The sequence below is a fragment of the Janibacter sp. UYMM211 genome (assembly GCF_040547045.1).
In the GTDB taxonomy this organism is placed as follows: Bacteria; Actinomycetota; Actinomycetes; order Actinomycetales; family Dermatophilaceae; genus Marihabitans; species Marihabitans melonis.
Genome location: NZ_JBEPOY010000001.1, coordinates 143228 through 156805, shown reverse-complemented (window position 1 = coordinate 156805; position 13578 = coordinate 143228). Strand labels below are relative to the sequence as shown.

At 74.7% G+C, this 13578-nt stretch carries 8 protein-coding genes; 1 reads left to right on the top strand and 7 read right to left on the bottom strand.

Annotated elements, in window-relative coordinates; all coding sequences use genetic code 11:
* Positions 1 to 90: 90 nt before the first annotated feature.
* Genes treY through ABIB53_RS00750 form a run of 3 tightly spaced genes read right to left on the bottom strand, consistent with a single transcriptional unit; the run spans position 91 to position 5748 of the window.
* Entirely contained in the window at positions 91 to 4269 is a 4179-nt protein-coding gene (gene treY / locus ABIB53_RS00760; RefSeq protein WP_354586726.1) for a malto-oligosyltrehalose synthase, read from the bottom strand.
* Positions 4266 to 4973: a lipoyl(octanoyl) transferase LipB gene (lipB, locus tag ABIB53_RS00755; RefSeq protein ID WP_354586725.1), complete on the bottom strand. Its 708-nt coding sequence runs from the start codon at positions 4971 to 4973 to the stop codon at positions 4266 to 4268. Before lipB ends, treY begins: the two co-directional genes overlap by 4 nt.
* A gap of 43 nt (positions 4974 to 5016) precedes the next feature.
* A complete protein-coding gene (locus ABIB53_RS00750; protein ID WP_354586724.1) occupies positions 5017 to 5748 on the bottom strand; it encodes a Type 1 glutamine amidotransferase-like domain-containing protein in 732 nt (243 codons plus the stop codon).
* A 67-nt stretch (positions 5749 to 5815) separates the two neighbouring features.
* On the opposite strand from ABIB53_RS00750, the gene ABIB53_RS00745 reads away from it, so the two are divergent.
* Complete coding sequence (locus ABIB53_RS00745) at positions 5816 to 7489, top strand: protein kinase domain-containing protein (protein WP_354586723.1); 1674 nt, start codon at positions 5816 to 5818, stop codon at positions 7487 to 7489.
* Between the two features lie 26 nt (positions 7490 to 7515).
* On the opposite strand, the gene ABIB53_RS00740 is transcribed toward ABIB53_RS00745, so the two are convergent.
* From ABIB53_RS00740 to lpdA, 4 genes are all read right to left on the bottom strand, one after another.
* Complete coding sequence (locus ABIB53_RS00740) at positions 7516 to 9207, bottom strand: asparagine synthase-related protein (RefSeq protein WP_354586722.1); 1692 nt, start codon at positions 9205 to 9207, stop codon at positions 7516 to 7518.
* 48 nt (positions 9208 to 9255) lie between these two features.
* Entirely contained in the window at positions 9256 to 10158 is a 903-nt protein-coding gene (locus tag ABIB53_RS00735; protein WP_354586721.1) for a TIGR01777 family oxidoreductase, read from the bottom strand.
* A gap of 5 nt (positions 10159 to 10163) precedes the next feature.
* Complete coding sequence (sucB, locus tag ABIB53_RS00730; RefSeq protein WP_354586720.1) at positions 10164 to 12080, bottom strand: 2-oxoglutarate dehydrogenase, E2 component, dihydrolipoamide succinyltransferase; 1917 nt, start codon at positions 12078 to 12080, stop codon at positions 10164 to 10166.
* 119 nt (positions 12081 to 12199) lie between these two features.
* On the bottom strand, positions 12200 to 13576 hold the full coding sequence (lpdA, locus tag ABIB53_RS00725; RefSeq protein ID WP_354586718.1) for a dihydrolipoyl dehydrogenase: 1377 nt from the start codon (positions 13574 to 13576) through the stop codon (positions 12200 to 12202).
* Positions 13577 to 13578 lie beyond the last annotated feature (2 nt).

Below are 13578 nucleotides of genomic sequence, written 5' to 3'. Positions count from 1 at the left end.
CTGGCGGCCCTCGCACCTCGACCAGCCAGGGCTGCGGGTGGTCTCGAGGCCCAGGCCTGGCGGCCCTCGCACCTCGACCAGCCAGGCCGCTCAGGACCGGCGGAGGACCGCGCAGGCGTCGGCGGGGACGACGAGGGTCGAGCCCTCGAGGCTCGCCTCCCACGCCGCGAGCAGCTCGACGTCACCGACCTCGAGACGCACTGCCTCGGTGCCGAGGTTGACGACGACGTCGCACGCACCGCGGTGCATCGTCACGACGTCCCCGTCGCGCTCGACCGACCCGCTCGTGAGGTCGGCGTCGGAGAGGTCCGGCACGCCGCGGCGCAGGCCGACGAGGGTGCGGTACCACTCGAGCACCCGGGCGTGCGGCTCCTGCGTCGTCTCCTCCCAGCGCAGCTGCGAGTCGCGGTAGGTCTGCGGCGACTGCGGGTCGGGCACGTCACCGCCCCAGCCGTGCGCGGAGAACTCGGCGGCCCGACCGCGCGACACGGCCTCGGCGAGCTCGGGCTCGGTGTGGTCGGTGAAGTACTGCCACGGGGTGGAGGCACCCCACTCCTCACCCATGAAGAGCATCGGCGTCCACGGCCCGGTGAGCAGCAGCGCGGCCCCGCAGGCCAGGCGACCGGTGCTCACGAGGTGGGTGAGGCGATCCCCCTTCGCGCGGTTGCCGACCTGGTCGTGGGTCTGCAGCGAGGCGACGAAGCGCCAGCCCGGCGTCCGCTCCGGGTCGACCGGGCGCCCGTGCGTGCGCCCGCGGAAGCTCGAGTAGGTCCCGGCGTGGAAGAAGGGGGTGGCGACGAGGGTGTCGAGAGCCTCGGGCGCGGCGAAGTCCTCGTAGTAGCCCTGGGTCTCGCCGGTGAGCAGGACGTGCAGGGTGTGGTGCACGTCGTCGGCCCACTGCCCGGCCAGGCCGAGCCCGCCGAAGCCCCCGGCCGACCGCGGCACGACCGTCGCGGGGTCGTTGCGGTCGGACTCGGCGACGAGCAGCAGCTCGCGCCCGAGCTCGTCGGCGAGGTCGTCGACGGCCTCGGCGAGCTGCTCGAGCACGTGCACCGCGCTCTCGTCGACGAGCGCATGGACGGCGTCGAGCCGCAGCGCGTCGACGTGGAAGTCGCGCAGCCACATGAGCGAGTGGTCGACGAGGTAGCGGCGGACCTCGTCGGCGCGGGGGCCGTCGAGGTTGAGCGCCGGCCCCCACGGGGTCATGTGGGTGTCGGTGAAGTACGGCCCGAAGCGGATGAGCGTGTTGCCGCTCGGCCCGAGGTGGTTGTGCACGACGTCGAGGCAGACGGCGAGCCCGCGCGCGTGCGCGGCGTCGACGAAGCGCGCCAGCGCCTGCGGACCGCCGAGGTCGGGGTGCACGGCCCAGATGTCGACGCCGTCGTAGCCCCAGCCGTGGTGGCCGGGGTAGGTCGCGACCGGCATGAGCTCGACGACGGTGACGCCGAGGTCGACGAGGTGGTCGAGCCGCTCCACCGCGGAGTCGAGCGTGCCCTCGGGCGTGAAGGTGCCGACGTGCAGCTCGTAGATCACCGCACCGCGAAGGGGGACCCCCTGCCAGTGCTCGTCGGTCCACGTGAAGGCGGAGGTGTCGACGACCTGGGACAGACCCATCGGCCCGTCCGGCTGGCCGAGCGAGCGCGGGTCGGGCGAGGTCTCGCCGCCGTCGAGCGAGAAGCCGTAGCGCTCGCCGTCGACCCGGTCGGCGTCGCTGCGCCACCAGCCGCCCTCCTCGCGGGCCATCGGCTCGCGGGTCTCGCCGTCGTCGCCCGCCCGCACGAGATCGACCTGCTCGGCGTCCGGCGCCCACACGCGGTGGGGGCCGAGGTCGGCCGGGGTCTGCTCCTGCGCGGCGGCGGTCTCGGTACCGGCGGCGGCGTCGTCCGCGTCGGTCTCCTCGAGCACCAGCAGCGCGACCGGTGCTTGCGCGAAGGCGTCGGCGCAGCGCACCGCGCCGCCGTGGTGCACGGCACCGCTCAGCACGTCGGTCCACCGACCGGGGGAGAGGTCGACCCCGTCGTCGCCCCACCCGCCGGCGTCCTGGAGCCGCCCGGGCGCCCGGGTCACGAGGACCGCGACGCGGCCCGAGCGCACGAAGCCGGTGACGTGCTCGGAGCCCGTCGTGACCGGCTCGTACGTCGCCTCGCCGCCGAAGAGCTCGGGGTGGTCGTGCCGCAGCCGCAGGGCGGTCGCGGTGAGGTGCAGCTTCTCGAGGTGCAGGCTCGCCTGCGGGTCGGTCTCGGAGGCGTCGAGGTCCGCGAGGTCGGCGAAGCGACCGGCGAAGTCGACGGGGCGACGGTTGTCGGGGTCGACGAGGGAGAGGTCGACACCGGCGCAGCCCTGGTAGACGTCGGGCATGCCCGGCAGGGTGAGCTGGAGGAGCTTGGCCGCGAGCACGTAGGCGCGCACGTCGTCGCTGAGCTGGTCCTCGGCCGCGTCGAGCGCCTCGCGCACCGGACCGCCGCGGTTGGCCCGGGTTGCGAAGTCGATGACCCGCGCCTCGTGCTCGGGGTCGCCGTCGACCCAGGCGGTGCGCTCCTTGCCCTCGCGCATCGCCTTCGTGAGGTACTCGCCGAGGCGCTCGTCGGTGAGACCGCGCGCGCCGAGGAGGGTCTGCCACACGAGGTGCGCGGTGGGCCGGTCGACGCCGGCCTCGTCGGCGGCGCTCGCCGCGACCTCGGAGAGCCGGCGCCACAGCTGCGGGCGCCCGGAGGCGGCGAGCACGCGGGCTCGCACGTCCTCGCTGCGCTTCGTGTCGTGGGTCGACAGCGTCGTCATCGTGCGCGGCCAGTGGGCCTGCGCGTGCCGGGCCCAGTCGTGCATGAGCTCGGGGGAGGCGTCGGCGACGACGTCGGGGTCGCTGCCCACCTCGTTGAGCGCGACGAGACGGTGCCAGCGGTAGAAGGTCGTGTCCTCGATCCCCTTCGCCATCACCGGGCCCCACGTCTGCTGCAGGCGCACGCCGAAGTCCGTCGCCGCGGCCTCGTCGTCGGAGAGCAGGGTGAGGGGGCGAAGGGAGTCGAGCTCGGCCGCGAGGTCGGGGCGGGCCGCGAGCGCCCGCTCGAAGGCCTCGTCGATGCGCTCCTGGTCGCTCGGCGCAGGGCGCTCGTCGGGCCGCACGTAGGCGCGGTAGACCTCGCCGGCGACGAGGATCTCGACGACGGCGGCGCGCAGCCGGTCCGGCGCGAGACCCGGCAGGGCCTCACGGGCGCGTCGGGTGAGCCGCTCGACCTCGGGGGCGAGCGAGCGGTCGACGACGTGCCGCTTCGCGGTCTCGACGGCGTCGTCGAGCGAGGCGGTGCCGCCGGTCGCGGCCCACGTCTCGTCGAGCGTCGGCGCCGAGGCGGGGTCGGTGAGCGCGGCCTGCACGACGCGCAGCGCGTCGTACCCGGTCGTGCCGGCGCAGCGCCAGTCGTCGGGGAGGCGCTCGGTGCCCTCGAGGATCTTCTCGACCCAGATGGGGGTGCCCGGGCGGCACGCGGCGGCGAGCTGGTCGAGGTACCCCGTGGGGTCGGCCAGGCCGTCCGGGTGGTCGACGCGGAAGCCGTCGATCGCCCCTTCGTGGTGGAGCTCGAGGAGCAGCGCGTGCGTCGCGTCGAAGACGTCGTCGAGCTCGACGCGCACGGCGATGAGCTGGTCGACCTCGAAGAAGCGGCGGTAGTTGAGCCACTCGTCCTTGTGCCGCCAGTGCTCGAGCCGGTAGTGCTGGCGCGAGAGCAGCTCGGGCAGGTCCTCGGTGTCCTCGCTGCCGAGCACGAGGGGCAGGACGTGGTCGCCGTAGCGGATGACGGGACGACCCTCGTGGACGTCGCGGGTGATCTGGCCGTCGGCGACGAGCTCCTCGAGCGGGGCGCCGAGGACGGGCAGGCCGAGACGACCGCCGCCGGCCTTCCAGTCGATGTCGAACCAGTGCGCGGTCGGGGCGTCGCGGCCCTCGGCGAGGACCTGCCACAGCGGCGCGTTGAGGTGCTCCGGCGAGGGCAGCGCCATGTGGTTGGGGACGACGTCGACGACGACACCGAGGTCGTGCTCGTGGGCGGTCGCGACGAGCGCGCGGAAGCCCTCGACGCCGCCGAGCTCGGCGCTGACCCGGGTGTGGTCGACGACGTCGTAGCCGTGGGCGCTGCCCGGTGCGGCCTGGAGGATCGGCGAGAGGTAGAGGTGGCTGACGCCGAGCGTCGCGAGCATCGGCACCTGGGTCGCCGCGTCGGCGAAGGTGAAGCCCGCGTGCAGCTGGAGTCGGTAGGTGCCGGTGACGGGCCGGCTCACGCGGCGCCCGTCGCGGAGGCGGTGGCGGTGGGGGCCGACGCGGTGGCGTCCGGCGCGGTGCTGATCTTGCTCGTCCAGTCGAGGACCTCGGCGAGGTGGCGCTCGACGAGCGGCAGCACCTCGGCGACGGTGATCTCGCGGCCGGCCTCGCGGGAGAGCGTGGAGACGTCGGCGTCGGGGATGCCGCACGGCACGATCGACTGCGCCCAGGACAGGTCGCAGTCGCAGTTGAGCGCGAAGCCGTGCATCGCGACGTCGCGGCTCACGCGGATGCCGATCTGCCCGACCTTGCGGTCACGGCCGCGCTCGTCGGCGAGCACCCAGATGCCCGAGCGACCCTCGACGCGGGTCGTCTCGACGCCCACGTCACGCGCGACGCGGATCATCATCTCCTCGAGCCGGCGCACGTAGGCGACGACGTCGACGGGGTCGGGCAGGTGGACGATCGGGTAGCCGACGACCTGGCCCGGCCCGTGCCAGGTGATCTTGCCGCCGCGGTCGACGTCGATGACCGGGGTCCCGTCGAGGGGACGCTCGTGCGAGACGGTCCGCTTGCCGGCGGTGTAGACCGCGGCGTGCTCGAGCAGGAGCACGGTGTCCTCGCGCTCGCCGGCGACGACCTGCGCGTGCACCTGCTTCTGACGCTCCCAGGCGTCCATGTAGTCGACGAGATCAGGGGCAAAACCGAGGTGCTCGAAGCGCATGCGTCGGAGCCTACGCCGCTACCGGGCGGTCATCTGCCGCCGTCTACCGGGCAAGCTCGACGGTCGGCAGCGCGACCTCGACGGCCGCGCCGTCGTCCCCCTTCGTCACGCGGTAGCAGCGCGCCCCGGGTCGCTCCGTGACGCACCCGACGAGCTCGGTGCCCTCGTAGTGCAGACCGGCGCCGTCGTCGGTGCAGTGAGTCTCGCCGAAGGTGCCGTCGGCGACGAGACGGTGGATCGTGGGGCGCCGGCGCGCCTCGGAGTCGTGGTGCACGCCGTTGTCGAAGGGGAGCAGGCCGAGACCGTCGCGCACGGCCCGCAGCTCGGGGCCGAAGGAGTCGGTCGTCCCGCCGCGGAACCAGCAGATCGAGCCCGCGCTCACCCCGGCGAGGACGACGCCCGCCTCCCACACCCGGCGGAAGGTCTGCTCGAGCCCGTGGACCCGCCACACCGCGAGGAGGTTGACGACCGACCCGCCGCCGACCCACACGACGTCCTGCGCGAGGAGGTGGGCCTCGACGTCGTCGAGTGTCGGCATGGGGAAGAGGTTGACGTGGGTGAGCTCGACACCCGCGCGGGAGGCGGCCTCGCCGAGCTGGGCGTTGAAGGAGCGCTGGTCCCCGCTCGCCGTGCCGAGGTGCGCGACCCGGGGGCGGCCCTGCGGGCGCGAGAGCCCGATGGCGTGGTGGACGAGCGGGCCGAGGGCGAGGTCACCGCGCTCGGGACGGGCGTAGCCGCCGGAGGTGGCGAGGATCGTCGGCTCGGCAGCGGTCATGCCCCTGTCCTACCAGGCCTGTGGATGACTCCGCGGCGAGGTCGGCCCCCTCGGGCAGCCTGGAGGCATGGACGAGTCGCCGCACCCCGTGAGCACGCTCGACCCCACCGCCGACCTGCCGCACGTGCCCGGCTACCGGGTCACCCGGCGGGTGGCGCGGGGCAGCACCTCGACCGTCTACCGCGCCCGGCGCGAGAGCGACGACTCCCTCGTCGCGCTCAAGGTGCTCGACGCGGACGCCGACGAGCGCGCCCTGCGCGAGCACGAGCTGCTCGCGCAGAGCGCCCTGGATCACTGCGTCGGGGTCCACGGGTGGGCGACGACGCAGGGCGAAGGGGGACCCCGCCCCGTCCTCGTCCTCGACTGGATGGCGGGCGGCAGCCTTCGAGACGTGGTCCGCGCCCGCGGCTTCCTCAGCGCGGGGGAGTGCGTGACCGTGCTCGTGCCGCTCGCGACCGCGCTGGGGCAGCTGCACCGGCTCGGCGTCGTGCACGGCGACGTCAGCCCCGGCAACGTCCTGCTCGACTCGACCGGGCGCCCGGTGTGGTCCGACCTCGGCTGGTCGCGGCTCGTCGGGGTCGACCCCGGCGAGGCCGACCTGTGGGGCACCGAGGGTCACGTCGCGCCCGAGGTGACCCTCGGCCGGCAGCCCTCGGCGGAGAGCGACGTCTTCGGGCTCGGCGCGATCGCCTGGGCCTGCCTCACCGGGGCGGCTCCGGGCCACCGGGCCACCCGACCGGTCCTCGCCGAGGTGGCGCCGCAGGCACCGCCGGAGCTGCGGGCCGTCGTCGAGGAGTGCCTCGAGCCCGACCCCGCCGCCCGGCCCGACGTCGACGACGTCGCCGCCCGGGTCTTCGCCGCCGCGGACGCGCAGCCGCTCGTCCTCGTCGTGCCCTGCGACGTCGACAGCTCGCTCACCCGGCGCATCCGCGAGGCGGCGGTGGCCGACACCCACCCCGACGACCTGCCCGTGTGGGAGCGCGACCTCACCCTCGAGGAGCCGCGCCGCTGGTGGCGGCCCTGGCGACGCGACGACGAGATCGATCTGCGCCGCGACGAGCCGGTGCCGACGTCGACGTCACGGACGGGTCGGCGGCCCGCTCCGGCCGGTCGGCGTCATGCCGCGCGGGAGCGGGGCGGGGGTGCGCACGCCGGTGCGGTGGACCGCTCGGCGGTGCGCTCGTGGGTGCTGCCCGGAGCGGCTCTCGCGCTCGCCGTCGTGCTCTCGGTGCTCGTGCCGTGGGAGCGGCTCGCCCAGGCCGAGCAGGCGCCGGGGGCGTCGACGTCGAGCACGTCGGGCTCCGGAGGCGGTGCCGCGGCGGGGGAGCCAGCAGAGGGCGAGGCCGCGCTCGACCCCCGTGCTGCGCGGGAGCGGCCGGCCCAGCTCATGGCGGAGCTGGCGAGGCTGCGTGCCCGGGTGCTCACCGAGCAGGACGGTGACCTGCTCGCCCGTCTCGTCGTGCCCGGCTCGCCGGCCGAGCGGGCCGACCGCGCAGTGCTGCGGCGGCTCGGCGAGGGCGGTCACCGCTACACCGGGCTGGCCCACCGCGTGAGCGGCGTGTCGCTCGTGCGCAGCTCGAGCAGCACCGACGTCGTGCTCCGCGCGAGCATCGCCACCTCGGCGTACTCCGTGAGCGGACCGGCGGCGCGACGACGCCCGGCGCAGCCGGCCGTCATCACCGACGTGCACCTGACCTACCGCGACGGGCGATGGCGGGTGGTCGACCTGCGCCAGCCCTGACCCGAGTGGTCATCAGCGGGTGGTCGTCAGCGGGTCGACGTCGCGTGGAGGAGGTTGACGACGAAGGCCGTGCCGGCGTCGTCGAGACTGGCACCGCCGTGCGCGAAGCCGGTCACCCAGCCGCGGGCGAGGAGGTCCTCGTCGGCAAGCCGGTGCAGGCCCGACGGGTCTGCGCGCCATGCCTCGTGGACGGCCGCTGCCCAGGTCCGGCTGACGGCCGAGGGCGCGCTGCGCCCGGCGAGGCGCTGGCGCGCCTTGCGGGCGACCCGACCGGCGAGCAGACGGGAGCGCTGCACCTGACGCGCCGGGCCCGTGCGCAGGTTGACGATCGGCGGCGGCCGTCCGTCGAGCGGCACGAGGGCGAGGTCGCGGTCGAGCTCGACGAGGACCCGGGTGAGGAAGGTCGAGGACGCCCGCTCGCGCGGTGGCAGGGCGAGAGCCTGCTCAGCGACAGCGGGGTGCATCATCGGGTTGACGACGAGCCGGCGGTCGAGCGTCGCCGAGCCGAGGACACCGGCCCACCGGCGCATCCGCTGGTGGAGGTAGAAGAGGTCCGTGGCCTGACGCCACCCCGGGTCCTCGTCGAGCACGAGCGGCGTGAGCCGGGCGATCGTGCTCTCCTCACGGCCGTCCAGACGGGGGCCGAGCACCTCGGGGGCGACGGACTCGTTGGGGAAGAGGCGCCACCGCGCGAGGCGCGCGACGGTGCGGGGGCCGGGGCGCGGCACCGGCTCCGCGTAGTAGAAGCCGCGCATCGTCTCCCCGCCCAGGCCGACGAGCCGCGGGCGCGAGGCCCACTCACCCTCCGTGGCGTGCAGGGAGGCCACGGAGACGGGGTCGGCCATCGCGTCGAGCCGGTGCGCTGCCGACATCACCTCGGGCATGACGTCGGGCCCGGGCGGTTGCGGCTCGAGGACCACGTGCCGCATCCCGTGGGCCGCGGCCAGCGAGGCAGCCATCGGTGCGTCCTGAGAGCCCGGCACGGCGATCGTCAGCGCGGTCACCTCGGGCCGGCGCGACGGCGGCACCGCCGCGAGCAGGATGCGGGAGTCGTGGCCGCCGGTGAGCTGGAGGGCGGCACCCGGCTCGGCGGTCAGGAAGGCGTCGACCTGCTCGCGGATGATGTCGGCGACCCGGACGGCAGCCTCACGCGGGTCGTCCGTCGGGGGAGGTGCGGGTGGGGCGTCCAGGGCGACGAGCTCGCTTCGTCCATCCCGCAGGCGCACCCCGTGCCCGTGGGGCGGCGTGCAGATGCCCTCCCACGGCGTGGCCTCTCCCGCCTGCCAGCCGAGCAGGCTCTGGGTCTGCAGAGCCCGGTCGTCGACGGGTGCTCGGGTGAGGTGGGCCAGTGCCGTCGCGGAGGTGGACACGGCCGCTGCACCCGATGTCGACGCGAGGTAGACCTGCCGGAAGCCGAGGACGTCCGTCGTCACGGTGAGGGTGCCGTCGGGATCGAGGCGGGCCTGCCCGAAGGGGGGGACCTCCGCCCCTGCGCCCGGCCAGGGCTGCGGGGAGAGGGGGACGACGAGGGTGTCGCCCTCGGTCCTCGGCTCGACGCCGGCGAGGAGGAGCGTCGTCGCGCCGCGGCGCACGACCTCGAGGCCTGGCCGGTGCGTGCGCAGACGGCTCAGGTCCCACCCGTCGTCGGGCCCGCGCTGCGTGAGACCGACGACGACGTGCGGACGGTCGGGCATGCCCATCGTCTCCCCCCAGGCCACGGCGACCGACGGTCGCCAGAAGTGTCTGGGCCCGAGGCTAGTGCGGGGTCAGCCCTGCTCGCGGAGCATCCAGCGAACCAGGGTGGGCAGATCAGGGTGCTCCCACGCGAAGCCGCCGTCGGACAGCCGGGTCGGTAGCACCCGGGTGGAGGAGAGGATCTCGCCGGCGAACTCGCCGAGGACGACCCGCAGGGCCGGCGAGGGGGCAGGAAGCAGGGCGGGGCGGTGCAGCTGGCGCCCGATCTCGCGCGCGACGTCACGCTGGCGGTAGGGCTGCGGCGGGGCGAGGTTGACCGGGCCCTCGACGTCGGAGTCGAGGAGCCACACGAGCGCCGCGACCTCGTCGTCGAGGGAGATGAGCGGCCACCACTGGCGGCCGCGGCCGAGCGGCCCGCCGAGACCGAGACGGCCCAGACGCAGCAGCGGTCCGGTCGCGCCGCCGTCGCGGGTGGCGACGAGCCCGGTGCGGGCGTGGGCGACCCGGACGCCGCCGTCACGCGCGGGGTCGGCGGCCTCCTCCCAGGCCCGGACGACCTCGGTGAGGAAGCCGTGGCCCGGTGCGGAGTCCTCGGTGAGCACCTCGTCGGCGCGGTCTCCGTAGATGCCGATGGCAGACCCGGCGACCATCCGGGGCACGCCGGCCGAGGCGGCGGCCCGGGCGAGGGTGCGGGTGGTCTCGACCCGCGAGGTGAGGATGAGCTGCTTGTACGACGGGGTCCACCGCTGGTCGCCGACCCCGGCGCCGGAGAGGCAGACGACCGCGTCGGCGCCCTCGAGCACGGCCGGGTCGAGCTCACCGCTCGAGGGGTCCCAGCGTCGCTCGTCGCCGGACCTCGGCTCGCGCCGCACGAGACGGACGACCTCGGTGCCGCGCTCGCGCAGAGACGCCGAGAGCGCGCTGCCGATCAGACCGGAGGACCCGGCGACGACGACGCGCTCTCGGACGTGCATGCTGCTCAGGCCTCGAAGCTGCCCTCCTCGAGACGCGCCTTGACGGTCCCGAGGAAACGAGCGGCGTCGGCGCCGTCGACGACACGGTGGTCGTACGACAGGGCCAGGTACATCATCGAGCGCACGGCGATCGTCTCGCCGCCGTCGGCGTCGGTGACGACGATCGGACGCTTGACGATCGCGCCGGTGCCGAGCATGGCCACCTGCGGCTGGTTGAGGATCGGGGTGTCGAAGAGCGCACCCCGGCTGCCGGTGTTGGTGATCGTGAAGGTGCCGCCGGACAGGTCGTCCGGGGTGATCTTGTTGGCGCGGGTGCGCTCGGCGACGTCGGCGATGGCGCGCGCCAGACCGGCGACGTTGAGGTCACCGGCGTTCTTCACGACCGGGGTGAGCAGACCGCGCTCGGTGTCCACGGCGATGGAGAGGTTCTCCGAGCCGTGGTAGACGATCTCCTCGCCCTCGACGCTGGAGTTGACGACCGGGTGCTGCTTGAGCGCCTCGGCCGTCGCGAGCGCGATGAAGGGCAGGAAGGACAGCTTCGTGCCCTCGCGGCGCTCGAAGTCGGCCTTGGTGCGGGCACGGACCCGGGCGATCTTGGTCATGTCGACCTCGACGACCGTCGTCAGCTGGGCCGAGACCTGCAGCGACTCGACCATCCGCTGGGCGATGACCTTGCGCAGGCGGGTCATCTTCTCGCGGGTGCCGCGCTTGCTCGGCGAGACGCTGCTCTCCATGCCGCGGGGCGGGGTGCTCGAGGACGCCGGGGCCTGCGCTGCCGGGGCCTGGGCCGCGGGAGCGCTCGGCTGCTCGGCGGGCGCGTTCTTCGCACGGGCCGCCTCGAGGACGTCCTCCTTGCGGATGCGGCCGCCGACGCCGGAGCCCTGGACGTCGGCGAGCTCGATGCCGTTGTCGGCCGCGAGCTTGCGCACGAGCGGGGTGACGTACTTCGACGCGTCCTGGGGGGCGCTGTCGCCGGAGGCGGGAGCCGAGGTGCTCGAGCCCGAGGCCGGGGCCTGCTGGGTCGCCGCGGACTCGCCACCGGTGGAGGGGGCGGACTGACCGGCCGGCTGGTCGGCGACGTCGCCGCCCTCGCCGTCCTCGGGGAGGGACTCGTCCTTCTGGGCGCTGTCGTCGGTGTCCTCGGAGGAGGCGCTCTCCTGCGCCGGCTGCTCCTTCGGGGCCTCCTGCTTCGGGGCCTCTTCCTTCGGGGCCTCCTGCTGGGGCTCCTCCGCGGAGGCGGAGCCGCCGCCGGACCCGCCGATGACCGCGAGGTCGGCGCCGACCTCGACCGTCTCGTCCTCCTGGACGAGGATCGAGGTGAGCGTGCCCGCGACGGGCGAGGGGATCTCGGTGTCGACCTTGTCGGTGGAGACCTCGAGGAGCGGCTCGTCGACCTCGACCTCGTCGCCCTCGGCCTTGAGCCAGCGGGTGACGGTGCCCTCGGTGACGGACTCGCCGAGCGCCGGCATCTGGACCTTCTGGCCCTCGTCGGTGCTCGCGGTCTCGGCCTGGGGCTTCTTGGCGGGCTCGTCCTCGGCGGTGCTCGGCGCGGTGGCCTCCTCCTCCGCCTCGGCCTGCTGCTCCTGCGTGTCGGCGGCGTCCTCGCTCGCGGCGGGGGACTCGGCCTGCTCGTCGGCGCTGTCGTCGGCGCCGCCCTCGTCGGAGCCGGAGCTCGCGGGGGCGTCGCCGTCACCGATGACGGCGAGGTCCGCGCCGACCTCGACGGTCTCGTCCTCCTCGACGAGGATCTCCTGCAGGGTGCCCGCGACGGGCGAGGGGATCTCGGTGTCGACCTTGTCGGTCGAGACCTCGAGGAGCGGCTCGTCCACCTCGACGCTGTCGCCGACGCTCTTGAGCCATCGAGTCACGGTGCCCTCGGTGACGGACTCCCCGAGGGCCGGCATGGTCACGCGCTCTGACATGGCGTTGTTTCTCCTTCGTCGACATCACGCTGGTCGCGGTCGTTGGGTCTCACACTCTCACGCGGACAGGCTCGATGGAGAGCCAGGTCACGTGCTGGCTGCCCATCTTGTCAGGGCGATCAGGCGTGGGCGTGGAGGGGTCGCCCGGCGGCGAGCATCGCCGCCTCGCCGAGGGCCTCGCCCTGCGTCGGGTGGGCGTGCACGAGCGAGGCGACCTCCTCGGGGTGGGCCTCCCAGCCGACCATGAGCTGGGCCTCGCCGACGAGCTCGCTGACCCCGGCGCCGATCATGTGGACGCCGAGCACCGGGCCGTCGACCTCGCGCACGACGGTGATCGACCCGCTCGTGCCGCGGATGATGCTGCGCCCGTTGCCGCCGAGCGGGTAGGTCGAGCTGGCCACCTCGTGACCGGCGGCCTGCGCCTGCGCCGAGGTGAGTCCGACCGAGGCGATCTCGGGGTCGCAGTACGTGACGCGCGGGATCTGCACGTCGACGACGGGCGCGGGCTCCAGGCCCGCGACGTCCTCGGCGACGAAGATGCCGTGCGCGAAGCCGCGGTGGGCCAGCTGCAGGCCGGGGACGAGGTCGCCGACGGCGCGCACGCCCTCGACGTCGGTGCGCAGCCGCTCGTCGGTCGGCACGAAGCCGCGCTCGGTGCGCACGCCGACCTCCTCCAGCCCGAGGTCCTGGGTGCGCGGACCGCGACCGACGGCGACGACGACGAGCTCGACCTCGAGCGGGTCGCCCTCCTCGAGACGCACGACGACGGTGTCCGCGCCGGCCTCGACCGAGGCCACGCGGGCTCCGGTGCGCGTCGTGATGCCGCGCTTCTTGAAGCTGCGCTCGAGCACCTTGCTGATCGCGGGCTCCTCGCCCGCGACGAGGCGGTCGAGCGCCTCGACGATCGTGACGCGCGACCCGAGGCCGGCGAAGACCGACGCGAGCTCGGACCCGATGACACCACCGCCGAGCACGGCGACGCGCTCGGGGATCTCCTCGATGCGCAGGACGCCGTCGCTCGTCATGACCCGCGGGCCGAGCTCGACGCCCGGGAGGGTGCGGGCCTGGCTCCCCGTGGCGAGGACGACGGTGCGGCCGGTGACCCGGCGGCCCTCGACCTCGACGGTCGTCGCGTCGACGAGCCGGCCGCGCCCGGGCACGACGTCGGTGCCCGACTGGGTGACGAGACCGACGAGACCCTTGTGCAGCTGCCCGACGACCTTGTCCTTGTACGCGTGCAGAGCCGGCACGTCGACCCCCTCGAAGGAGGTCCGCAGCCCCATCCCCGCCCCGTGGCGTGACGCCTCGGCGACCTCCGCCGCGTGGAGCATCGCCTTGGTCGGGATGCACCCGCGGTGCAGGCAGGTCCCGCCCACCTCGGCCTCCTCGACGAGGGCGACGGTGAGCCCGAGCTGGCGCGCGCGCAGCGCGCAGGCGTACCCGCCGCTGCCGGCTCCGAGGATCACGAGGTCGAAGGGGGTCGTGGGGTCTGCCACGG

Excerpts from the sequence above, each read along its gene's own strand:
- ABIB53_RS00745 (WP_354586723.1), top strand. The coding sequence starts at position 5,816 with ATGGACGAGTCGCCGCACCCCGTGAGCACGCTCGACCCCACCGCCGAC.
- sucB (WP_354586720.1), bottom strand. The coding sequence starts at position 12,080 with ATGTCAGAGCGCGTGACCATGCCGGCCCTCGGGGAGTCCGTCACCGAG.
- lipB (WP_354586725.1), bottom strand. The coding sequence starts at position 4,973 with ATGCGCTTCGAGCACCTCGGTTTTGCCCCTGATCTCGTCGACTACATG.
- ABIB53_RS00750 (WP_354586724.1), bottom strand. The coding sequence starts at position 5,748 with ATGACCGCTGCCGAGCCGACGATCCTCGCCACCTCCGGCGGCTACGCC.
- ABIB53_RS00735 (WP_354586721.1), bottom strand. The coding sequence starts at position 10,158 with ATGCACGTCCGAGAGCGCGTCGTCGTCGCCGGGTCCTCCGGTCTGATC.